27 protein-coding genes are annotated in these 22,505 nt (G+C 36.3%); 7 read left to right on the top strand and 20 right to left on the bottom strand.

Going from position 1 to position 22,505, the window contains the following annotated elements; genetic code table 11:
* The 3 genes from ACIP9G_RS12585 (at position 1) to ACIP9G_RS12595 (ending at position 1,797) form a co-directional block, all read left to right on the top strand.
* A complete protein-coding gene (locus ACIP9G_RS12585) occupies positions 1-492 on the top strand; it encodes a CarD family transcriptional regulator (protein ID WP_340822825.1) in 492 nt (163 codons plus the stop codon).
* Between the two features lie 280 nt (positions 493-772).
* Entirely contained in the window at positions 773-1,270 is a 498-nt protein-coding gene (locus ACIP9G_RS12590; protein ID WP_401019718.1) for a GNAT family N-acetyltransferase, read from the top strand.
* Between the two features lie 74 nt (positions 1,271-1,344).
* The gene (locus tag ACIP9G_RS12595; protein WP_401019720.1) at positions 1,345-1,797 is read left to right on the top strand and encodes an NUDIX hydrolase; all 453 of its coding nucleotides are present in this window, start codon (positions 1,345-1,347) and stop codon (positions 1,795-1,797) included.
* Positions 1,798-1,951: 154 nt separating this feature from the next.
* Here the strand turns inward: ACIP9G_RS12595 and ACIP9G_RS12600 are convergent, their stop codons facing one another.
* Together ACIP9G_RS12600 and ACIP9G_RS12605 are read right to left on the bottom strand one after the other, a co-directional pair.
* Positions 1,952-3,037, bottom strand: a complete 1,086-nt coding sequence (locus ACIP9G_RS12600; RefSeq protein ID WP_401019722.1) for an SH3 domain-containing protein — start codon at positions 3,035-3,037, stop codon at positions 1,952-1,954.
* A gap of 445 nt (positions 3,038-3,482) precedes the next feature.
* Positions 3,483-3,857, bottom strand: coding sequence for a HesB/IscA family protein (locus ACIP9G_RS12605; protein ID WP_340822822.1), 375 nt, complete (start codon positions 3,855-3,857; stop codon positions 3,483-3,485).
* A gap of 183 nt (positions 3,858-4,040) precedes the next feature.
* Here ACIP9G_RS12605 and ACIP9G_RS12610 point away from each other — a divergent pair, with 183 nt between their 5' ends.
* Positions 4,041-4,727 carry a DUF2225 domain-containing protein gene (locus ACIP9G_RS12610; protein WP_401019724.1) on the top strand — a complete coding sequence of 229 codons (687 nt, stop codon included), beginning with the start codon at positions 4,041-4,043 and terminating at the stop codon, positions 4,725-4,727.
* A 52-nt stretch (positions 4,728-4,779) separates the two neighbouring features.
* Here the strand turns inward: ACIP9G_RS12610 and ACIP9G_RS12615 are convergent, their stop codons facing one another.
* Positions 4,780-5,016 carry a NifU family protein gene (locus tag ACIP9G_RS12615; protein WP_340822819.1) on the bottom strand — a complete coding sequence of 79 codons (237 nt, stop codon included), beginning with the start codon at positions 5,014-5,016 and terminating at the stop codon, positions 4,780-4,782.
* 84 nt (positions 5,017-5,100) lie between these two features.
* Between ACIP9G_RS12615 and ACIP9G_RS12620 the strand changes: the two genes are divergently transcribed.
* On the top strand, positions 5,101-5,436 hold the full coding sequence (locus tag ACIP9G_RS12620) for a YuzD family protein (protein WP_340822818.1): 336 nt from the start codon (positions 5,101-5,103) through the stop codon (positions 5,434-5,436).
* Positions 5,437-5,523: 87 nt separating this feature from the next.
* On the opposite strand, the gene ACIP9G_RS12625 is transcribed toward ACIP9G_RS12620, so the two are convergent.
* On the bottom strand, positions 5,524-6,591 hold the full coding sequence (locus tag ACIP9G_RS12625; protein ID WP_340822817.1) for an NAD(P)/FAD-dependent oxidoreductase: 1,068 nt from the start codon (positions 6,589-6,591) through the stop codon (positions 5,524-5,526).
* A gap of 404 nt (positions 6,592-6,995) precedes the next feature.
* Between ACIP9G_RS12625 and ACIP9G_RS12630 the strand changes: the two genes are divergently transcribed.
* Positions 6,996-7,232 (top strand): YuzB family protein, encoded by a 237-nt coding sequence (locus ACIP9G_RS12630; RefSeq protein ID WP_337980526.1) that lies wholly within the window; start codon positions 6,996-6,998, stop codon positions 7,230-7,232.
* Positions 7,233-7,359: 127 nt separating this feature from the next.
* Here the strand turns inward: ACIP9G_RS12630 and ACIP9G_RS12635 are convergent, their stop codons facing one another.
* Together ACIP9G_RS12635 and ACIP9G_RS12640 are read right to left on the bottom strand one after the other, a co-directional pair.
* Positions 7,360-8,112, bottom strand: a complete 753-nt coding sequence (locus ACIP9G_RS12635; RefSeq protein ID WP_401019728.1) for a TIGR01457 family HAD-type hydrolase — start codon at positions 8,110-8,112, stop codon at positions 7,360-7,362.
* Entirely contained in the window at positions 8,109-8,561 is a 453-nt protein-coding gene (locus ACIP9G_RS12640) for a DUF86 domain-containing protein (RefSeq protein WP_340822813.1), read from the bottom strand. The genes ACIP9G_RS12635 and ACIP9G_RS12640 overlap by 4 nt, the downstream gene beginning before the upstream one ends.
* An 88-nt stretch (positions 8,562-8,649) precedes the next feature.
* Here ACIP9G_RS12640 and ACIP9G_RS12645 point away from each other — a divergent pair, with 88 nt between their 5' ends.
* A complete protein-coding gene (locus tag ACIP9G_RS12645; protein ID WP_340822812.1) occupies positions 8,650-8,916 on the top strand; it encodes a DUF3055 domain-containing protein in 267 nt (88 codons plus the stop codon).
* Positions 8,917-9,098: 182 nt separating this feature from the next.
* On the opposite strand, the gene ACIP9G_RS12650 is transcribed toward ACIP9G_RS12645, so the two are convergent.
* From ACIP9G_RS12650 to sufC, 14 genes are all read right to left on the bottom strand, one after another.
* The gene (locus tag ACIP9G_RS12650; RefSeq protein ID WP_401019732.1) at positions 9,099-9,293 is read right to left on the bottom strand and encodes a hypothetical protein; all 195 of its coding nucleotides are present in this window, start codon (positions 9,291-9,293) and stop codon (positions 9,099-9,101) included.
* 48 nt (positions 9,294-9,341) lie between these two features.
* A complete protein-coding gene (locus ACIP9G_RS12655) occupies positions 9,342-9,869 on the bottom strand; it encodes a D-glycero-alpha-D-manno-heptose-1,7-bisphosphate 7-phosphatase (RefSeq protein WP_340826436.1) in 528 nt (175 codons plus the stop codon).
* Between the two features lie 631 nt (positions 9,870-10,500).
* Positions 10,501-10,854: a YutD family protein gene (locus tag ACIP9G_RS12660; RefSeq protein WP_401019733.1), complete on the bottom strand. Its 354-nt coding sequence runs from the start codon at positions 10,852-10,854 to the stop codon at positions 10,501-10,503.
* A gap of 33 nt (positions 10,855-10,887) precedes the next feature.
* On the bottom strand, positions 10,888-11,811 hold the full coding sequence (lipA, locus tag ACIP9G_RS12665; protein ID WP_340822807.1) for a lipoyl synthase: 924 nt from the start codon (positions 11,809-11,811) through the stop codon (positions 10,888-10,890).
* A 116-nt stretch (positions 11,812-11,927) separates the two neighbouring features.
* Positions 11,928-12,698 (bottom strand): sporulation protein YunB, encoded by a 771-nt coding sequence (gene yunB / locus ACIP9G_RS12670; RefSeq protein ID WP_340822805.1) that lies wholly within the window; start codon positions 12,696-12,698, stop codon positions 11,928-11,930.
* Positions 12,699-12,742: 44 nt separating this feature from the next.
* On the bottom strand, positions 12,743-13,852 hold the full coding sequence (locus ACIP9G_RS12675) for an HD-GYP domain-containing protein (RefSeq protein ID WP_401019736.1): 1,110 nt from the start codon (positions 13,850-13,852) through the stop codon (positions 12,743-12,745).
* Between the two features lie 37 nt (positions 13,853-13,889).
* Positions 13,890-15,257: a bifunctional metallophosphatase/5'-nucleotidase gene (locus tag ACIP9G_RS12680; RefSeq protein WP_401019738.1), complete on the bottom strand. Its 1,368-nt coding sequence runs from the start codon at positions 15,255-15,257 to the stop codon at positions 13,890-13,892.
* A gap of 16 nt (positions 15,258-15,273) precedes the next feature.
* Positions 15,274-16,095: a sulfite exporter TauE/SafE family protein gene (locus ACIP9G_RS12685; protein ID WP_401019740.1), complete on the bottom strand. Its 822-nt coding sequence runs from the start codon at positions 16,093-16,095 to the stop codon at positions 15,274-15,276.
* Positions 16,095-16,952: a DUF72 domain-containing protein gene (locus ACIP9G_RS12690; RefSeq protein ID WP_340822798.1), complete on the bottom strand. Its 858-nt coding sequence runs from the start codon at positions 16,950-16,952 to the stop codon at positions 16,095-16,097. The genes ACIP9G_RS12685 and ACIP9G_RS12690 overlap by 1 nt, the downstream gene beginning before the upstream one ends.
* A gap of 115 nt (positions 16,953-17,067) precedes the next feature.
* The gene (gene sufB / locus ACIP9G_RS12695) at positions 17,068-18,465 is read right to left on the bottom strand and encodes a Fe-S cluster assembly protein SufB (RefSeq protein WP_340822699.1); all 1,398 of its coding nucleotides are present in this window, start codon (positions 18,463-18,465) and stop codon (positions 17,068-17,070) included.
* Between the two features lie 24 nt (positions 18,466-18,489).
* Positions 18,490-18,918 (bottom strand): Fe-S cluster assembly sulfur transfer protein SufU, encoded by a 429-nt coding sequence (sufU, locus tag ACIP9G_RS12700; protein WP_340822698.1) that lies wholly within the window; start codon positions 18,916-18,918, stop codon positions 18,490-18,492.
* Positions 18,908-20,137 carry a cysteine desulfurase gene (locus ACIP9G_RS12705; protein ID WP_401019744.1) on the bottom strand — a complete coding sequence of 410 codons (1,230 nt, stop codon included), beginning with the start codon at positions 20,135-20,137 and terminating at the stop codon, positions 18,908-18,910. Before ACIP9G_RS12705 ends, sufU begins: the two co-directional genes overlap by 11 nt.
* Positions 20,137-21,444, bottom strand: a complete 1,308-nt coding sequence (gene sufD, locus ACIP9G_RS12710) for a Fe-S cluster assembly protein SufD (RefSeq protein ID WP_340822695.1) — start codon at positions 21,442-21,444, stop codon at positions 20,137-20,139. Before sufD ends, ACIP9G_RS12705 begins: the two co-directional genes overlap by 1 nt.
* 18 nt (positions 21,445-21,462) lie before the next feature.
* On the bottom strand, positions 21,463-22,242 hold the full coding sequence (gene sufC / locus ACIP9G_RS12715) for a Fe-S cluster assembly ATPase SufC (protein WP_401012697.1): 780 nt from the start codon (positions 22,240-22,242) through the stop codon (positions 21,463-21,465).
* Positions 22,243-22,505: the final 263 nt, after the last annotated feature.

The following is a 22,505-nucleotide window of genomic DNA, read 5'->3' on the forward strand; positions in this document are numbered from 1 at the left end:
ATGTACAATGTTGGCGATGTAGTCATTTATTCATCACATGGACTTTGTTCAGTTGAAGATATTTGTGAACAAACCTTTAGCGACATTACTAAAACTTACTACGTTTTACAACCACTCAACGATTCAAAATTAACAATTCGTACTCCTATCGATAATGCAAAAAAACAACTTAGAGATATTATTAAAAAAGATGATGCCATTAGAATTTTAAGTTCATTTACGTCTCCCGGTATTGAATGGATTGAACAAAACACACATCGGATGAGATTTCACGTAGAAATTATTAAAACAGGCGATCGACAAAAACAGGCGAACCTTTTAAATACATTGCTACGCAAAAAGTTTGAATATGAAGCAAACGAAAAAAAATTCCCAAATCAAGAAGAAAAATTATTGCACTCTTTACAAGAAATTATATTTTCCGAATTCTCCATTGCACTCGATAAACCTTCAGAAGAAATTTATGAAGATGTATTAGCTAAACTAAGTTAAACATTTCTTAAAGGTACATAAAGAAGCCCACAATTAAGAAGATAATCGAGGCTTCTTTTTTTTCGTACTAATTGTACCTACCTTTTTACCTCAATTAAACTACTTTAACAAACCTTTTATTATTCAAAAACCCTAGAACTACCTCAACTTTAGTTGTAAATATAGCAATAATCCCCCTAATAATTTTCCATATATATACTGAATTATCATTTAAAGTGCTACAATTATATCTAGACAGAAAAATAAACATATTAAAATTAGAAAAAAGGCAGGAAAATTTATGGTTGAAGTAAGAAAAGCATTATCTAGTGAAGCTGAAAAAATAGTAAGTGTAATGACAAATGCCGAAGCATCTGGTTTTATGCTATTTTCTCCGCAAGAAAGAGTAGTGAATCCTGAAAAGTTCGCTAAATTTATTGATGCAACTCATAGTAATGAGAAATCAGGGGTTTTTGTTGCATGTGTAGATGAACGAATTGTCGGTTATTTAATCGTCCAAAATGAAAAGCCGCAACGTATAGCACATCGAGCAAATATTGTAATTGGCGTAAATAGTGAAAGTCGTGGTCAAGGCGTCGGTAATGCCCTTTTTACGCATGTAATGGCATGGGCACAGCAAGTAGGATTGCACCGACTAGATTTAACGGTTATCGCATCAAATGAAGTTGCCGTTCATTTATATACAAAATTGGGCTTTGAAATTGAAGGTGTTAAAAGACACTCTTTATGTATTGACGGTCAATATGTAGATGAGTATTATATGTCCATATTATTATAATCAGAGTCCATTCTAGACTTTCCTGTAACGCTCAGCCAAGTCAAACACTTCTAATGGAGAAAAGAGATGATTAAATGGAGTATTTCAAATACCTAAGACAATATGTAGGTCACCAACCAATAATTTTGCCAGGTTCGGTTGTCATAATATTAAATGATAAAAATGAGTTATTACTCCAAAAAAGAAATGATGGTACTTGGGGATTACCAGGTGGCTTAATGGATTTAGGAGAGAGTTTTGAAGAAGTAGCCAAGAGGGAAGTTTTCGAAGAAACCGGATTATTAGTCCACAACCTAAAATTACTGAATGTATTCTCAGGATCTGAATACTATTTAAAAGTATCAAATGGTGATGAATTATATTCTATAACAGCTGTTTATTACACAAAGGAATTTAGTAGCGAAATGAAAATCGACTACAATGAATCAGAAAGTCTTCAATTTTTTGCTTATTGTAATTTACCTACAGACTTAACACAAATATATAGAAGTTTTATTAATCCATATATAGATACTATATTTACATAATTCGATAGTGCTTATCCGATACTCAAAATAACTGATTAATTGGCTTTCACTTGAAATCATCAAAAACCCCCTTCTATTTACTAAAATACATAAATAAAAGAGAGCCATTTTATTTAATATTATTGTTGAAGAAACCGACCACTAAAACGGCATTTCACTTACGATAATATATTAATTTTGCTGTAGTATAAAGATTTTTATCATCCACTGCAATCAAAACTGCGTAACCACTCTTTTCCCAACCTGTATATAAAGCGCTATATTTTTCATAACTAAATTGATAATCATTACCAAATTCAGCTACTCCTTGTCTATGTAGTAGGTCATGTATCGTTGACATTTGATCCCATGTGTGAAAACTATTTTCTTCTGGAAAGAAGTTATAAGTAATATACTCTAATTGCCCACCTAAAAAAATGTAAGTCAACTCTGCATAATAGCCATATTTCATCGTTTCATAGATTAAAAATGTCTCTCTACCGTCTTGAAGTTTTTGTATAAACTTTGATTTTTCATTTTTCTCTACATCTTTAATAGACAAGTTAAAGTTAATATTATTGAAAGGTACAACTGGTTTCTTTGTAGATAAATACGAATCTACTACGTACCCTTTGACATTATTAGCAGTCACATAAGACCAACCTACTAACGTAGCATGTACAGTTACTTGTGTACCATTACTTAATGAACCTACCGAAGCCCCAGATTGGCTGGCAATATTGCGAACAACAACCCCACTATTTGTATTAACATACTTTGTCGTTGTTTTAGTCTGACCCATAAAATCAGATTTAACATAGCCTACCACATTGCCATACTGCACAAATGACCATCCATCCCCTACTGAACCATAATCTTCAACAACCATATTATACTTCAATGTAGCTAATGTTGAGGCTGATAGAGATGGCATAGATTTTACAACGAGGCCACTTTTAGAATTTGCGATTTTAATAGTTGAAGGTGGAGTACTTAAAAAAGAGGAAGATACATACCCTTTTACTTCACCTGCTTGAATGTGAGACCAACCATTTGATGAAGAAAACTCTATTACGAATTGATCTTTATCTAAATTACCAATGGAATTGGCTGTATCATTCGGCGAATCTCTCACAATCAAGCTGGAGCCACTTACAATCTTCACAGTACGATAGTCAGCTGCTTCTGCTACTTGATGCTGAAAGCTAAATAGGATGAGAAGTACAAAAACTGCAACTAACCATTTCTTAATTATATTCAATCAAATTACCCCCTTTCACATTTTCACCATCATACCATTCAGCCTATATATTGTATATATTTCCATAATATTTATTACTACTGAATCACAAATGTATAAAGATTAATAAAACATAAAATGGTATAATACGGCCCGGTCTAATAGCCACTGACGCTTCGCTTTTGTGCATATAATCAATGTGTCCGGATTTTTTTGTACTTTTTAATAATCTCTTCTTAACTTCCCGGGCATCCTCGGGAAATACACTACAAGATTACTGCTCGTTCCGCCTGGTCTTTTACCAATAGAAGTGCGTTACTTCTTTTCAAAAAAATCCATACAAAAAAGCCTCCCCAATTTGTGATGTTGTTGCAACATACAAATTAAAAAGGCTTCGTATCTACATTCCTTAATACATCAATTTCTATTTTTTCGCAATCCTACTTCAACAATTGACAACTATTTATTAATCACAAACCTCAGGCGTACCTTCACGTTTTGCCGCTTTAAAGCTTGTGCCACAGCCACAAGATGCGATTGCATTTGGGTTATCGATGGTGAAGCCACCGCCCATAAGCGATTGTTTGTAGTCAATTTTTGTTCCCATTAAAATAGGCGCATCTTCGCGGGAAACAAGAATCGTTAAACCATGTTGTACATCTTCAAAATCGTCTTCTTTTTTCTCTTTATCAAAATGCATTCCATACGATAGACCACTACATCCGCCACCATTAACAGCTACGCGTAAAAAAGCACCTTGCTCCTCATTATGCTCCATCATTTCATTAATATGAAAAACTGCTGCCTCAGTCACTTCTATTACTTGTTTTAAACTTGTCATCCCAATCACCTTCCTTCTTACTTATCATATCAATTTTGACTATTATATGACAAACATTCAGCTTCAAGTAGATTATTAGCAAAAATTCCCGATTTTTTCACTTAATTAGTATTTTTTATTCATGTACAAAACATATGAATTGGTATAATAGTTTTAATTACATCTATGAAAGAGGTATCAATTATGGAGATTTCACCATATTACGAAAAGAAAGTACAATGTCTTAATTGTAAAAAAGAATTTCCTACATTAAAAGTACGCTCTAAATTCATAAAAGTAGATCATACCGAAACTGATTTTCATCCGATTTATGCGGACGATGTTAATGCTCTTTACTACAACGTATTCGTTTGCGAGCATTGTGGCTTCTCCTTTACTGAAGACTTTTCAAAATATTTTGCGCCTGGCGTACAGGATATTATTCAGACACAAATTACAGAAAAATGGGTACATCATGATTTCAAAGGCGAACGTACTATATTCCAAGCGATTCAAGCTTATAAATTAGCCTTTTTATGCGGTACTATTAAAAAGGAAAAATTCGTCGCTACAGCTGGCCTTACTTTACGTCTTGCATGGCTATATCGTGCATTAAAAAATGAAGGGCAAGAGCAACGATTTATGAAAATGTCACGTGATCTTTATATGGAATCTTATTCAAATGAAGATTATAGCTCAACTCAAATGTCAGATGTTCGCATTATGTATATGATTGCCGAATTATCTCGTCGTATCGGTGATATTGAAAATGCGACACGCTTCTTTTCTAAAGTTATTGAGAAACAAAGCAATGGTGGAGAAGCAAAAATTATTGATATGGCGAAGGAACAATGGACTCTTATTCGCGAAGAAAAAGCTCGACATGTGTAAATAAAAAAGTTCTAGCCTGAATTATTCAGCTAGAACTTTTTATACAAAATGATTAGAAAACTTGCTCTACTTCAATGATACCTGGTACTTCTTCTAATAAAGCACGTTCGATACCTGCTTTTAGTGTAATCGTAGAACTAGGGCAACTACCGCATGCACCTAATAAACGTAATTTTACAACACCATCTTCTACGTCTACTAATTCACAGTCTCCACCGTCACGTAGTAAGAATGGGCGTAATTTATCTAATACTTCTTGAACTTGGTCGTTAATCATTGCTTCTGCCATTTGTCTCGACTCCTTTCCTTATAATGATTATAATGTTAGCAACAGAAAAAATCCAATATAGAATCACGGAGGAGAATAAATACTATGGGTCAATCAAAACCAACTATTGAAATTTACGGAACAGCTGTGATTTGTGCTAGCTGTGTCAATGCACCTTCTTCAAAAGATACATATGAATGGCTACAAGCTGCCATTGATCGAAAATATCCAAACCAAGCCTATGATATTCGCTATGTCGATATTGAAGGTCCAATTGAGAATGATCGTGACCAGGATTATGCTACACGTATTCAAGAAGATGAATTTTTCTATCCACTGGTCCTAATCAATGATGAAGTAGTAGGAGAAGGCTATGTCCAATTAAAACCTGTCTTCACTGCACTTGAAAGCCTTGGCTTTACACCAGACGAAACCGTGTAAAGAAAATAGGAAAGGGATTGTTCAGAAGTTCTTTGAGCAATCCCTTTTTTATTATATATGAATGCTCAACAACAAAAGAGCAACTTATTAATCGTTTTGATATTTATACATCCACAGTAATCCAGATTTCATTAAACGTGCAATACGACCTGTAACAGTTGTATCCGCTAGGTATGCAAAGCCTTGTTTTTTGCCTAATGAACCCATGAAACCTTTTAATTTAATATCTGGCATTTTTTCTGGTAAATGCTCACCTTTCCAACGCATGCGCAATACTTTGACGATATGCTCTGCCTGTTCTTCCGCTAATTGTGCACTTGGAGAAAAGTCTGAAGAAGCACAATCACCTACAACATATACATGCTCATCATCTAAAACATTAAAGTATTGTGTAACAATTGGACGACCTTGGCGATCCTTTTCAACATCCATATCGCGTACGATTTTAACAGGCTGTACCCCTGCAGTCCAAACTATTGCATCTAACGGAATTTCTTCTTCATGATTAAATATTTTACCAGGTTCTACTTTAGTAATATTAGAGTTTGCTATTACATCTACATTATGTTTCGTAAACCAAGCTTTTACATATTTACTAAGCTTCTCAGGGAAGTCTTTCAAAATACGTGAACCTCGGTCAAATAATTTTACTTTTAAATCAGCACGGCTTTCACGTAGTTCACTCGCTAACTCAATACCACTTAAACCAGCTCCCACAATGCCGACAGTTGAGCCTGCTGGTAAGCCACATAGCGCTTGGAATGTTGCACGTGATTTTGCCATCGTCTGAATGCTGTAAGTGTACTCTTCTGCACCTGGTACACCATGATATTTATCTTCACAGCCTAGACCAATTACTAAATCATCATATTCAATACGTTGCCCATCTTCTAGAATGACTACTTTTTCTGCACGGTTAATGTCAACGGCCTCACCATATACAGCCGTTAAACGCTCGTGCTCTGGGAAGCTTACACGAATTTCTTTATCTGTCGATGTCCCTGCTGCTAATGCATAAAATTCTGTTTTTAAACTATGGAAAGGTGCTCTATCTACTAAAACGATTTCCGTGTCTAACGGTAAGTTATTCGGTAAAAGTCGAAGCATGACACGCATATTGCCGTAGCCGCCACCTAAAAGTACTAATTTCCCCATAATAGTCTCCTTTAATGTATCTAATAATAATTGTTCACAAAGTATCCACAAATGAGTATAACCGATTGTGAGAAGTTTCACAATATCATAATGCATTTTTTGTGAAAGATTTCACAATATCGATTACTTCTTTGCGTTTTTTAACAACAATTCATACAAGAACGATTACAGCTCGAGCTTATTGTACCTAGTTTTTTAGGTAACATGCTCGAAAAGTACCGCTTTAAATTTGTGACATTCTCCGTAACTCTTAACATGCTTCATTCCAATAATGACGCCTACGGAATCAAGTGCAAAGTTTAGCATTTCTCTCCACTTGAAAACGTGATGGCTTTTGTTGAATTAAGTTAAAACATTGACGAACGTTTCAAAAGCTAGTAGCATAGCAATGGTGAGGTGAACATATGAATCCAATGGTTGAATTTTGTGTAAGTAATTTAGCAAATGGCTCACAGAAAACTTATGAAATACTCGAACGCGATCCAAATATCGACGTTTTGGAATATGGCTGCCTCAGCTACTGTACGAAGTGTTCTGAATCCTTTTATGCGATTGTAAATGGTGATTTAGTTGAAGCTGCTTCTCCTGATGAGCTCACAAAAGCTATATATCAATTTATCGAAGAAAATCCATTATGGTAATATAATTGTTTTTATAACAATCATGTTGAGTCCTATAAAATAAAGTTACACATATGAAAAGGATGTTATACCATTAATCGGTATAACATCCTTTGTTTTTTCATAAAGTCCAGCACAGCTAGTATTTTTAAACGAGCGTTTCTACTAAATAAGTAGGTTGCAATTCTTTTTCAAGCACGGCACTTGTTGGTGTTACGCCTGTGTTGACGTGAATAGTATCACAGCCGAAACGAATACCACACATAATGTCTGTATCGTAGTTATCACCAATCATCACCATCTCATCTTTTGTAAAACGATGCTCTATTGCGATGATGTCAAGCATTGCGGGTGATGGCTTACCGATGTATATCGGCTCGACGCCTGCAACATCCCCTACTAAGCGCGCAAATGACCCATTCCCAGGTAAAAATCCATATTCTGTTGGAAACTTAATATCTTGATTTGTTGCGATAAGTATAGCACCATTTTGCACTGCAATCGTTGCCTTTGCTAATGCCATATAATCCAAAGTCCGATCTATTCCCATAACAAATACATCTGGCTCGTTGTCTACAGGTTCAATTCCTTCATTTTTTAACGCCAATCTAATACCATCTGAGCCCATCATCGCTACTTTCTTGCCTGAATAATTCAGAGCTACATACTTTGCCGTAACTAAAGCACTTGAATAAATATGATGAAGTGGTGCTTCTACTCCAATAGCTTTTAAAGATTCTTGTAATTGCTCTCTCGTTTTAGAAGAGTTGTTTGTCACGTAAAAGGGTTCAATCCCCTGTTGCTGTAATCTCTGTATAAAAGCAACCGCAGAAGGAATACCTTCCTTACCGCGGTAGACAGTGCCATCTAAATCAAAGCAATAAGCCTTATAAGTTTTCATTGATGATCCTCAGGTAAAAATGCTGATACGGGACCTAACTCATTTGTTAAGTAGCTATTCACAGCTGGTGCAAACTGCTTTAAAGCAGGTAAGCTTGCCGTTAAAACGTTCACAACTTCAGTAATATCTACAGATGTAAATTCACGAACAAGCATTTTACGTAAGCCTACAACAGCCTTTAACGATGCTTCGATGTCAGTTGATACAACTTTTTCATCGATTAAAATATCAATTATATCCTCATAGCTACCTGGATCACGCATAATAAAGCCGTCAATCATCAAGTTACCTACATCCATCATTGATTCCATCACGTTATGACCGATACGCTCGATTGCTAATTTCGTAATATCACTTTGAAGCCAGTTATCCTCTGCCTCAAAAATAGCTAATAGTTTATCTAAGTACTGTAAGTTTGTTGTGATTTTATTTCGATCTACAAAATACACAAGGAAAGCCCCCATTCAAATCATTTAAAGTTGATACTCTTTTCTCTTCTATAGTACCATATCTATAGGACTGGAAGGAGATTAAAAGATGGAACGTTTTTTCTTATATGATGATGTAGAAGATACAAAAACACGCTTTGTAAGTTTCGCAGGGCAAAAACTTCGTTACGATTTAGCCATTTTACAATCTGGACGCTTCTTTGGAAAGGTGCTTGTAATGGATATCCAATTTGGCCGTTTCGCCATTATAGGACCAGACGATATAGAAGAACCTGGCTACCTTGAGCATGTGTACAACCGTTCTGAAGAGGACACAGTGGAATTGCGTGAATACTTACGTGAATTACTTAATTGACACCCGTTTAAAGATTTAAATACAAAAAAAATTCCGCTAATCTATTTCTTCGGGGCATTCCGTAAGTTGTACAATCTGACATTAACAGCCCCGCTGGAATAGAGCGAAATTTTTTTTGTCAAAATCTTATCGACTAACGGATTTTGCTAATTGAATTACCATCTGGGACAATCCATACAACCTTATTGATTTAAGGTTGATGGGTTGTCTTTATTATGTGGTTTGTCTTTATTTTCGTTATCATTTTGTTTTTTTGCTTGTTTGTTTTGCCCAATAACAGCTAAATCATCAACACTAATATCAAATCCATATCCGTATTCTTCACGGTCTAATTGTTTTTTCTTTTGTTTATCGTTCGCCAAAATTTTCACCTCCAATTTATAAATTATCCTCTTTTATGTGATTTATACTTAATACATTATGAGCTAAAATTGTGCATCTTCTATTATCCAGTCTACTGCACTTATTAAATTAGGGAATATTGCATCAGCTAGTGGATCATGTTTACCTAAAAAAACGCCCTTTGTACCAGCTCGTTTCCCTGCTATTATGTCTGTATCTGTATCCCCCACCATATAGGACTTGGATAAATCAACATCGTATGTTTCAGCAAGATCAACAATTAACTTGCTATTCGGCTTACGACAGTCACAACCAGCTTTCGGTTTATGAGGACAATACACTACTTCATGAATAATAGCGCCTTGTTTCTTTAATTCACTCGCCATATGAACGTGTATTTTTTTAAGTTGACTTTCCTTCATAAAACCTAATCCCACACCCCCTTGATTCGTTACAACAAAAACGTAATCAAAAAACTTATTCAAATTTTTTATCGCTTCCGGTACGCCGGGTAAGAAAAACAGTTGCTGAGGTTTATTTACAAATTTAACCCTTTTGGTCAACACTTCGTTAATAACGCCATCCCTGTCCAAAAATACTGCTCTTTTTATATAAATCACACCTTTATTAATAATCAATTACGCCTAGGCTTAATTGCATAACGGTATTTTTCGAGCTTACTCGAAAAGCTCCTTTTAAAATCATCAGGACTTCTTCTGAAGCAAGTTAAATTATATTGTATCCCATTGTTAATAAACCTATGAAAGCTAAACTTCGACTGAAAATGTCATTCATTTTACATATGCTAAATGTATTAAGTCTTTTGTATAAAATGAAAAATCTATTAGGATATTATATCCAAAATACTCACACCAAACTTGGATGTTATGCGTGCTACTAACACTAACGTTGTGCCGCGGAAAGCGTCCGCCCATAGCGGAAATCAACGACAGTAGTCCTTTATTTAATTAATGGTTGAAAAAGACAACTATCATAATATTCATAAGAGCGATGATTGTACTTAAATTTAATCTTTTTTCTCAAAAAGAAAATGCGACATTTGTTGATTGTAGTGGAGGGCGGCGACTCCTGCGGGAACGCACAGCACGTAAGACGCAACAATCCGCGCGACAGCGAGGGTTGCGGCTTACGGCGTGCCCGCGGAAAGTGTCCGCCCGCAACGGAAATCAACCGTAGTGAAATAAAAAAACCTGATGCAAACTTCACATCAGGTCATTATAGCTATTCTGCTATTTGTTCATTGTCATTTGGTTTTGTCACTTCGGTTGCTTCATTTACTACAACGTCGGGCTGTAAAATAACTTTACCGCCTTTACGTAAAACAAAATATGCACAGCCAAAATTACAATACTCATATAAGTAATCTTGAAGCGTACTAATTTTCGTATCAAAGGTAGATTTTTGATTTTTATCATCAAAAAAACCTTTTAGACGTAGCTGATTATAGCCCCAGTCGCCTACAATATAATCATATTTGACTAAAATATCTGAGTACCGCTCTTTAAAGACTTCTTCCTGAAAAGCTTCACGGTAATCTTCAACAATTTCATATTCATATCCTTCTATAATTATCAAAGTGACACCACCTTTCTCGTCAATCTTTTCACATTATACTTCAGCTTGTAGTTGTCGCTCCTTCGTTGCAGCATTCACTTGCTCATCGGCATGATAACTACTGCGTACGAGTGGTCCTGCTTCACAATGCTTAAAGCCTTTTTCCATTGCAATTTTGCGAAGTTTGCCAAATTCAATAGGTGAATAATATTTTTTTACAGATAAATGTTTTTTTGTTGGTTGCAAATATTGACCAATTGTCATAATATCCACGTTATTTGCACGTAAATCGTCCATTACTTCTAAAATTTCTTCATGCGTTTCTCCTAAGCCAATCATTAATGATGACTTTGTTGGAATGTCTGGTTGCATCTCTTTTGCTAAACGAAGAAAATCTAATGAACGTTCATATTTCGCACGTGCACGTACTCTTGGTGTCAAACGGCGTACTGTTTCAATATTATGATTTAAAATATCTGGTTTAGAGTCCATTAAAAGTTGAAGATTTTCCTTCAAACCACCAAGGTCAGAAGGTAATACTTCTACAGACGTGAAAGGACTTTTACGGCGAATAGCGCGCACTGTTTCAGCTAATACTTCTGCACCGCCATCCTTTAAATCATCACGTGCTACCATTGTTATAACAACGTGCTTTAAATTCATAATGGCTACTGAGTCTGCAACACGTTCTGGTTCTGCAAGATCTAACTCATTTGGTAAACCGGTTTTTACTGCGCAGAAACGACAAGCACGTGTACAAACTGATCCTAAAATCATCATTGTTGCAGTACGACGCTCACCCCAGCATTCATGAATATTTGGACAGCGAGCTTCTTCACATACTGTATGAAGATTTTTTTCACGCATAAGCTTTTTAAGACCTTTATATTCATCGTTCGTGTTTAGTTTAATTTTAAGCCAATCAGGTTTTCTTACATGTTCTTCTTTTTCATGGCTAGTAGGTTTACAGGATGTCATACAAATTCGCCCCTATCAAAGTTATCTTTTGTTGAATATTATCTACCATCACTGTTGTCAATGTATCATATTACACGAACGGCAACAACTAACATTTACTCTCAATTTAAACTTTTCTATTGGTACGGAACTGGGACTTCTATGGATGGTTGTACTGCATCTCCACCATTTGTATAAATGTTTGGTACTGGTCCTCTCGTTAATCCCATCGCTACCGGAATGTCCTGAGATACTGTCGTTGATTTACTAGCAAATGGAACTATTATTTGGACATTAACTTCTATATGAATACCTACTTCTACATAGGCACTATTAATGCCAAATTCCCTTATATCTGATGTAACATTACTATGCACATTACCAATTACATGAAAACGAATTGGTATTTTCGGCCCCAAATTACCGAGTAAAGGAAGATCAGCCGCCTGTGCAAGTGGGACGAAAAAGACAATTCCATCGCCTTCTTGAATTTTATTCATATCATATTCGACATTATCTAAATCAGGTAAATGGGCTAATTCTCCATGCTCTGCTTGCTCTAAATACATTTTTACAAGTTCAAGTGTTTCTGCACGTACTCTATTGATAATTTCAGTATTAAATTTTGTCGTTACAGAGGTGCCAGATGGTACATCTTCGATTATATCATTAACGTCTAATACGTTAGAAGTACGTGAGTTAATGGCTTTACTGACAACATACGACGCTATTTTATTCGTCTGCACTTCGGCATATTCCAAATATGTGGGTTTAAGACGTTCATTTAAAAAATACAGAAAAAATACTATACAAATGATACTCGCAACAATTAATAAGGTTAAACGATTGAGCTGCATTCCTCTTTTATGATTCGTTCGCAATTTCATCCTTTTTCGAGGGAAAAACAAAAAAATCTCCTCCTGTTCTACAACTTATGAACAGGAGGAGCAAATTATACGACTCTCGATGGTACTACATAATCGGTTTCAATACTATCAATTGTTACAGTTGGATAGTCCACTAAATTAATTTCGTATGTCGCTGTGAGTAATTCATTTTGTTCTTCAAAAATTCGAATCCACGGCAAGGAAGAATCCAAATTATTTTGTTTAGAAACAATTCCTCGACGACCGTCTGATAATTTTAAAATCAGTCCATTCGGATAATGTACAACTGATTTTTTCAATGCATTGACAATGCGCGCATCATAAAGTGTACCTGAGCCAGCTTCTACAATGGCTAGCCCTTGTGAAGGAAGCATCTTTTCACGATATACCCGATTTGTAGTCACCGCATCGAATACATCAGCTACACCAATAATTTTAGCAAATGGATGGATTTCAAAATCAACTAAACCACGTGGATAGCCACTTCCATCAATGCGTTCATGATGTTGAAAAGCACAATGTGCAACCAGTAAGGAAATGGAATGTAAATTACGTAATAAATCAAAACCAAAACGCGTGTGCATTTTCATCATTTCAAATTCCTCATGCGTTAAGCGACCTGGTTTTTTGAGTATCTCTTTCGGCACCATAAGCTTTCCAACATCATGCAATAAGGCACCAATACCAATTAAACGAAGATCTTCGGCTGAATGTCCCAATTCTTTTGCAATAGCAATCGAATATAAGGTAACATGAAAAGAATGCTGATATAAGTATTCATCGAATAAATAAGCATCTGTTAAAACCGTTAAAATTTCATTATTACCTGTAACAGCTGAGAGTAGTTCATCGACAATCGTAACAATCGCTTTCGATTGCTGATCAAGTATATAAGAGGCATTAACCGTACTTAAACCATTTATTGATTGAAAAGAATCTTTTATGGTCGAAATGGTTTTGTTTCGGACATCAGCAGGAACCGTTTCCTTCACTTCAATGCCTTCAGAAAGTTTGTCGTCTATATATAAATAATGAGTATTCAACTGTTGAAGTCTTTCAATAATACGTTCATTAATGACAACGTCTTTCTTTAAAAGTGGATGACCTGCCTCATTCCAAATGGTTCTTCCTAATACCATACCTTCTTTTAATACATCGATTGAAATTAATCGCATGACTTCTTCCCCAATCCATTCTTAAAGCTTTGTTTATCTATCGCTTAAAGAAACTTTGCCCATAATCTAACATAATGTTTCGTAAAAAATCAGGTAAAATATATTTTTTCTTTGCATATTTAAAGCTTGGATAAAAATAACCGAACGTAAACAAATCAAGTGTCACTAATTTATAAGTACGATCATTATCTGCCATCTTACCATTTATGAGCAATTGTCGATCCTCATTCATAGCAAAGCCATATGTCAGCATCTTACCAAAAATAACGCCCCTAAAACCTAACCCTTTAAGTTCCATATTGGGCCATTCTTCATTTTTCGATTGCTGAAAAATTTCTTTCATTTCCGAAACTGACAATTCAATTGTACATAAATTAATAGGATGTGGAAAAATTTTATGCAAATCAAGCGCTGTTACCGTTCCTTTTGGAAGGCCGTCTAAAAAAATCCCTGCATTAAATAACGCACAGTCCGCACCACTTTTTTCTAATATTGCTTGCGCAAATAGATGTGATAATTGTGAGTAGTGGAACCATTCTTTATTGTACGTCTTTTTGGTTGAAAATACAGGCTTGTCTAATAAGCATTTACCTTCTTCTTCTAAAGATAGCAGAAACTCTTTTTCATTTTCAACAATTGGCAAGTCCTTATTATGAATTAAAGTATCCTTTTTTTCAACAATTTCCCTCGTTTTTTTATCGTATTCTAGTACGAGGTGTCCCGTATATTGACCAAATTTTCCTCCACCTGTGAGCAAGACACCGTTGATAAACTTACCATTTGGCAACGTATGATGGGTGTGTGAACCAAAAATGACATCGATTCCTGGACATTCCTCCGCTAATAGCTCATCTTCAGTAATTCCTAAATGTGACAGACAAACAACAATATCAACTTCTTTCCGAAGTTGGTGAGTTAAACGAATAAGTGAGCTTCGAGCATCATCTATTTGCCAGTTCAATTCCTTATAATAGATTTCGAACATTGCTGTCGCAGCAATAACTGCAATTTTTGTATCGTATTTCGTTGTTAATATAACATAAGGCTTCAACCACGTTGGATTTACCCCATTAAATGCATTAACATTCCCCACTACGACTTCAAATAGCGCGTCATCGTATAAATGAAAGAGCTCTTCATGCGACAATGTAATGCCCTCATTATTGCCTATTGTGACAACATCATAACCGGCGTTGTTTAATAATTGGACATTGCCCTTGCCAATTGTGGCATCTGTATAAATATTCGACCTATCTAAATGATCCCCAACATCAACTAAAAAGCTCGGTTCACCTAAAGCCTCATACTGAGCACGTTGCGTAGTCACATAGTTTTGCATTCGTGGCCAATACTTAAAATGACTATGCAAATCATTTGTGTGAAAAATATGAATTTTTTCCAGCATTCAAGCCACCTCTTCTTTACAATAAGCCCTCTATAATGGAACGAATTCCTAATAATAATAAAATAATTCGTAGTGCTAGGACAAGTGTATCGGATTTAATTTTTTTATTAAGTGCTGCCCCTAATTTAGCCCCGATATAAGCTCCAGGAATAACAGGAATCGTATAAAGCCACGGTACATGTCCTAAATAAATATGACTCCCAGAGTTCACAATCGAAGTTAGGAATACCATATACATCGAAGTTGCCACTGCAACATGTGGTGGAAATAAAAACAAAATAATCATTGCAGGCACGATCATTGAGCCGCCACCAATTCCAAATAATCCTGAGGCAAAGCCGACTGCAAAGCAAAATAATAACGCAAACCAAATTGGATATCCGTAGACATACGTTTTTCCTGCTTCATCGATAAACTGATGTTGTGTACCATTTTTCACAAACCATTGTACAGGTTTCAATTTATCGCGTACAAGTAAAATTATCGATATAACAATTAATAATATCCCAAAATATAAGTTAAATGAGGGTAAATCCAAACCTTTATTTACCCATGCACCTAATATCGTCCCTGGAACACTACCTAAAAAGAATATAAACCCGCTTTTGTAATCCACTGTTTTGGATTTCATATAGCTTAAAGTGGACGCTAGCCCAGTGAAGATCATCATTACAACCGATAGCCCTACCACTTTTTGCGGTGTAATATCTGGGAGCATCCCGAGGTTTAATCCTACAAATAAAGTTGCAGGTACTAAAATAATTCCTCCACCGAGCCCTACAAGCGAACCAATGAGCCCCGAGGCTAGTGCAATCACTGCTAAAACAATAAACTCCATTATACTTCTCCTTCAAACATATTTAATTGTTTTGGTGCTAGGCCAACATCTCGAATAGCTAGCATCTCTTGAAGCTCCTTCGCATTTTTTGCAGCATGTTGACCAGAATTATTATTAAATAAAACAAATAACTCTTGCACATTAGGCTCTATGCTTTGAAGATGCTTTCCGAGTTGTTGTAGTTCTTCTTTATTGTAATCATATAAAAAACGAACTTTGCGCCAGTTTTCTGAATTGCCCGTATTACGCCAGCCATGAATGTTGCGCCCATGAATACGGACGAGTGCTTTATTTGCCGTTACTTCAGGATAAAATGGGACAGAACCAATACCTGCTTGCGGTTCATCACAAATTGTATGAATAAATTGATGTTCCTTTAAAAAATCCATTGTTTGCTTAACAACCTTCTCTGCATACCATGTCTGATTCCGAAACTCGATTGCCACATCGAACTCTTTTAATTGTTGCCTAATATACAATAAGTATTGTACATTTTTTGACTGACAATCAAACCATGGCGGAAATTGTGCCAATATTATTGCTAACTTCCCGTGACGTTTAAATTCATTAGCACATTCGATAAAAGCATTGAACATATCGTTTTTGGATTCAAATGGAATTTCCCCTCGCAAATGTCCGGTCATTCCTTGGTAAGCCTTTATTACAAAACGAAATGAATCTGGTGTTAGCTCACACCATTTTCGAACATTATCCACTGACGGAATGGCATAAAAAGATGTATCTAATTCTACCGTTAAAAAATGACCTGCGTAATCGAATAATTTGTCCTTTGAGGCAGTCACTCCACTATATAACGAAGGATGATCGCCCCAACCTGTTAACCCAACTCGAATCAAGTGACTCCCTCCTTATGTACATAATGATAGCACACACTTTCTAAGTGCAAATACTTACAAAATAAAAAGCGACTAAAGCTAAAATAGCTCTAGTCGCATGTACATCAACAAAAAATCAGCCGATAGAACCTTCCATCTCAAACTTGATGAGACGGTTCATTTCTACTGCGTATTCCATTGGTAATTCTTTCGTAAATGGTTCGATAAAGCCCATTACGATCATTTCCGTTGCCTCTTCTTCAGAAATACCACGAGACATTAAGTAGAATAACTGCTCTTCTGATACTTTAGAAACTTTCGCTTCATGCTCTAAAGAAACATTATCATTTAAAATTTCGTTGTATGGAATTGTATCCGAAGTAGATTGGTTATCCATGATTAACGTATCACATTCAATGTTGGCACGTGCACCACTTGCTTTAGGACCGAAACGTACTTGACCCATATATGTTACTTTACCACCTTGTTTAGCAATCGATTTAGAAACGATTGTAGAAGATGTATTAGGTGCCATATGAATCATTTTTGCTCCAGCATGTTGGTGTTGCCCTTTACCAGCTAATGCAATTGATAATGTCATACCACGAGCGCCTTCACCTTTTAGGATACAAGCTGGGTATTTCATCGTTAATTTAGAACCGATATTACCATCGATCCATTCCATCGTACCGTTTGCTTCAACAACTGTACGCTTTGTTACTAAATTGTAAACGTTGTTCGCCCAGTTTTGAATCGTTGTATAACGGCAATAAGCATTTTTTTCAACGATAATCTCTACTACTGCTGAGTGTAAAGAGTTCGTTGTATAAACAGGAGCTGTACATCCTTCAACATAGTGTACATGTGCACCCTCATCCACAATAATTAGCGTACGTTCGAATTGACCCATATTTTCAGAGTTAATACGGAAGTAAGCTTGTAAAGGTGTTTCAACTTTTACACCTGGTGGCACATAAATAAATGAACCACCTGACCAAACTGCTGAATTTAGTGCAGCAAATTTGTTGTCAGTGTAAGGAATTACTTTACCCCAATACTTTTTGAAAATATCTTCATTTTCACGTAAAGCAGAATCAGTATCTTTAAACACAATACCAAGATCTTCAAGCTCTTGTTTCATATTGTGGTATACTACCTCAGATTCGTACTGAGCTGATACACCTGCAAGATACTTTTGCTCTGCTTCAGGAATACCTAATTTATCAAATGTTGCTTTAATTTCTTCAGGTACTTCATCCCAAGATTTTTGCGTAGCTTCAGATGGTTTTACGTAGTACGTAATTTCATCGAAGTTTAAATCGCCAAGGTCGCCACCCCATTGTGGCATTGGTTTTGTATAGAAGGTTTCAAGCGCTTTTAAGCGGTATTCAAGCATCCACTCAGGCTCTTGCTTCATATTTGAAATTTCACGGACGATTTCTTCAGTTAAACCACGTTTTGAACGGAAAATTGATACGTCCTTGTCATGGAATCCGTATTTGTAATCGCCAATATCCGGCATTTTTTTAGCCATTATTTCTCCTCCGTTCACGAATTATTATTCTTTTACGCCTTTTTCCATTGCTTTCCAAGCCAATGTCGCACATTTAATTCGTGCAGGGAATTGAGAAACACCTTGCAGTGCCTCAACATCCTCAAGGTCGTATTTATCGCTATATTCTTCACCCATCATCATTTTTGAAAAAATTTCAGCAAGCTCTAATGCTTCTTCTACTTTTTTCCCTTTGACAATTTGTGTCATCATCGAAGCAGAAGACATCGAAATAGAACAGCCTTCACCATCAAATTTCGCATCTTCTACAACACCATCATTCACTTTAAGCGTTAAGTGAATGCGGTCGCCACAAGTCGGATTGTTCATATCAATTGTTACAGCATCTGTATCTAAAGATCCTTTATTTCGAGGATTTTTATAATGATCCATGATAACTGAACGGTATAGTTGATCTAAATTATTAAAAGACATCGCCAAAATACTCCTTCGCAGAACGCAACCCGGCAACTAAGCGGTCAATATCTTCCTCCGTGTTATACAGATAAAAGCTTGCGCGCGCTGTCGCTACTTGTTGGAGACATTTCATTAGTGGCTGAGCGCAATGATGTCCTGCACGAACAGCGATACCATTCATGTCCAGAACTGTTGCAACATCATGTGGATGTACATCATCTAAGTTAAACGTAACAAGACCACAACGTTTCATTGGATCGCGCGGACCAAAAATTTTGAGTCCCTCAATTGTTTCAAGTTGATCCATTGCATAGCCTACAAGCTTATGCTCGTGCTGTGCAATATTCTCTAACCCTACTTCCGTTAAGAAATCGATAGCAGCACCTAAACCGATTGCACCTGCAATGATAGGCGTACCACCTTCAAATTTCCACGGTAATTCCTTCCACGTTGAATCTTGTAGTCCAACAAAATCGATCATTTCGCCACCAAATTCAATTGGCTCCATCTTTTCAAGGTGCTCTTTTTTACCATATAGTACACCTATTCCAGTCGGACCGCACATTTTATGACCTGAAAAGCCTAAGAAATCTACATCTAAATCTTGCACATCAATTTTCATATGCGGTGCAGCTTGCGCACCATCTGCTACCATTACGGCACCATTAGCATGTGCAATTTTTGCAATTTCTTTAATCGGATTAATTGTACCGAGAACATTTGATGCCATTGATACTGACACGATTTTCGTTTTCGGTGTAATCGTTGCTCGAACCTTTTCAAGATCAATTGTGCCATCTGCCTCAAGGTCAATGTACTTTAATATTGCATTTTTTTCTTTTGCAAGTTGTTGCCAAGGAATAATGTTGGAGTGATGCTCCATATGTGTGATGACAATTTCATCACCTTGCTCAACATTTGCACGACCATAACTAGAAGCTACTGTATTTAACGCAGTCGTTGTACCACGAGTAAAAATAATTTCTTCTGTTGATTTCGCATTAATGAAATTGCGCACCTTTTCACGAGCACCCTCGTATTTGTCAGTCGCACGATTTCCCAATGTATGCACACCTCGGTGAACATTCGAGTTATCAAATTCATAATAATGCTTAATTGCTTCAATTACTTGAGTAGGCTTTTGAGATGTTGCTGCGCTATCAAGGTAAACAAGTGGATGACCATTTACTTGTTGATTTAATATTGGGAAATAGCTTTTAATGTCTTTATTGATCATTAGCGAACTTTCCTTTCGATAACCTCCGTCAGTTGCTTTTGAACGCCTTCTATAGGTAATTGCTTAACAACTGGCGCAAGGAATCCATGGATAACAAGGCGCTCTGCTTCTGCTTTCGAGATACCACGACTCATTAAGTAATAAAGTTGTAGTGGATCTACTCGTCCTACAGATGCTGCGTGTCCTGCTGTTACATCATCTTCATCAATTAAAAGAATTGGGTTAGCATCGCCACGAGCTTTTTCAGAAAGCATTAACACACGTGATTCTTGTTGTGCATCTGCTTTTGTAGCACCGTGTTCAATATAGCCAATACCGTTGAAAATTGACTGTGCTGCATCTTTCATCACACCGTGTTTTAAGATGTGACCATTTGAGTTTTTACCCCAGTGACGAACTTCTGTTGTGAAGTTTAGTTTTTGCTCTCCGCGACCAACAACAACTGTTTTTGTATCAGCATGTGAACCGTCACCGACAAGGTGTGTAATATTTTCAGAAATTGTATCTGAATCGTTCATTAAACCAAGAGCCCAGTCAACTTTTGCATCACGTGCTAAACGAGCACGACGATTTACATAAGTAGTATAACCTTTAGCTAGTACATCAACCGCACCGTAAATTACTTGTGCATTATCTTGTACAATTACTTCAGAAATAATGTTAGCTTGAGCTTTTGCTTCTTCAACTGTAGAAATATATGTTTCCACATATGTGACAGCTGCATTTGCTTCAGCTACTACTAATACGTGGTTATAAAGTGAAGCTTCTGCATTATCATTTAAGAATACAACTTGTAACGGTTGCTCAATAATGACATTTTTCGGTACGTAAACAAATACGCCACCATTCACAAGTGCTGCGTGAAGTGCTGTTAATTTATGTTCATCAACTTTAACCGCTTCAGTCATGAAGTACTTTTGAACAAGCTCACCGTGATCACGTATAGCTGTTAACATATCTGTAAAAATAACGCCTTTGTCAGCAAGCTCCTGTGATGTTTTAATAAACGCTGGTGTGTTGTTTCGTTGAATATATAAGTTTTCTTGTGCCTCAAGATCAATTAAGCGACGTGCCTCTTCTGGAAGTGCATCAAGTGAAGCAAATTCTTCACTGACAACTGTATGAGTTGGGAAGTTCATGAAGTCCCATTTTGAAATATTTGTTCTATCTGGTTTTGGCATATCTAAACCAGCTGCTTTGTCTAGTGCTGCCGTACGAAGCTCTGCAAACCAAGTTGGTTCACCATTCGCCTCTGAGAACGAGCGCACGTCCTGTAATGTTACAGGCAAGTTAAGTTCCACTGTCATGCTAGTTCGTCCTCCTTCTTATGCTTCTTGTTCTTCTGTTTCTTCTTCGATACCTAGTTCTTTTTTAATCCAGTCATAACCTTCTGCTTCTAAACGGTGCGCTAATTCTTCGCCACCTGATTTTACAACGCGACCTTGCATCATTACGTGAACATGGTCTGGTGTGATGTAGTTAAGTAGACGTTGGTAGTGAGTGATCATTAAGCATCCGAAGCCTTCGCCACGCATTGCATTAATACCTTTAGAAACAACTTTAAGTGCGTCAATATCAAGACCAGAGTCAATTTCATCTAAAATAGCGAAAGTTGGCTTAATCATCATTAATTGAAGAATTTCGTTACGTTTTTTCTCACCGCCAGAGAAACCTTCGTTTAAATAACGTTGTGCCATGTCTTCGTTCATTTCAAGGAATTCCATATTTTTATCTAATTCACGAATGAATTTCATTAATGAAATTTCGTCGCCCTCTTCACGGCGTGCATTAATAGCTGAACGTAAGAAATCAGCGTTTGTTACACCAGCGATTTCTGATGGGTATTGCATAGCTAGGAACAAGCCAGCTTGTGCACGCTCATCAACTTCCATTTCAAGTACGTTTTCACCATCAAGTTCAACTGTACCAGAAGTAACTTCGTATTTTGGGTGTCCCATAATTGCAGAAGCTAGTGTTGATTTACCAGTTCCGTTTGGTCCCATAATTGCATGGATTTCATTTGTATTAATTGTAAGGTTTACGCCTTTTAAAATCTCTTTCCCGTCGATTTCAACGTGAAGATCTTTAATTACTAAAGTTGACATGAAAATACCTCCATAGTGTGTTCTGTGAATGGGCAACCATTCCTTAATTATCATCATTCTAATCTTAACTGAAAATCGTTCTCTATGCAAACCATTTTGACCACTTTCACTTTTCAATGATGAAATCTTGAATTATAAAGACTTTTTAAGCATTTTCAGATTTTTTAGAATCGAAACTGCTAATGAGAATAGACAAAGTCTATTTTCAATGAAATATCCCTAAATGAGAATGGATTTCATCTAGCTACATAGTGGAAACCTCG

The organism is Lysinibacillus sp. NPDC093197 (assembly GCF_044754025.1).
Lineage (GTDB): Bacteria > Bacillota > Bacilli > Bacillales_A > Planococcaceae > Lysinibacillus.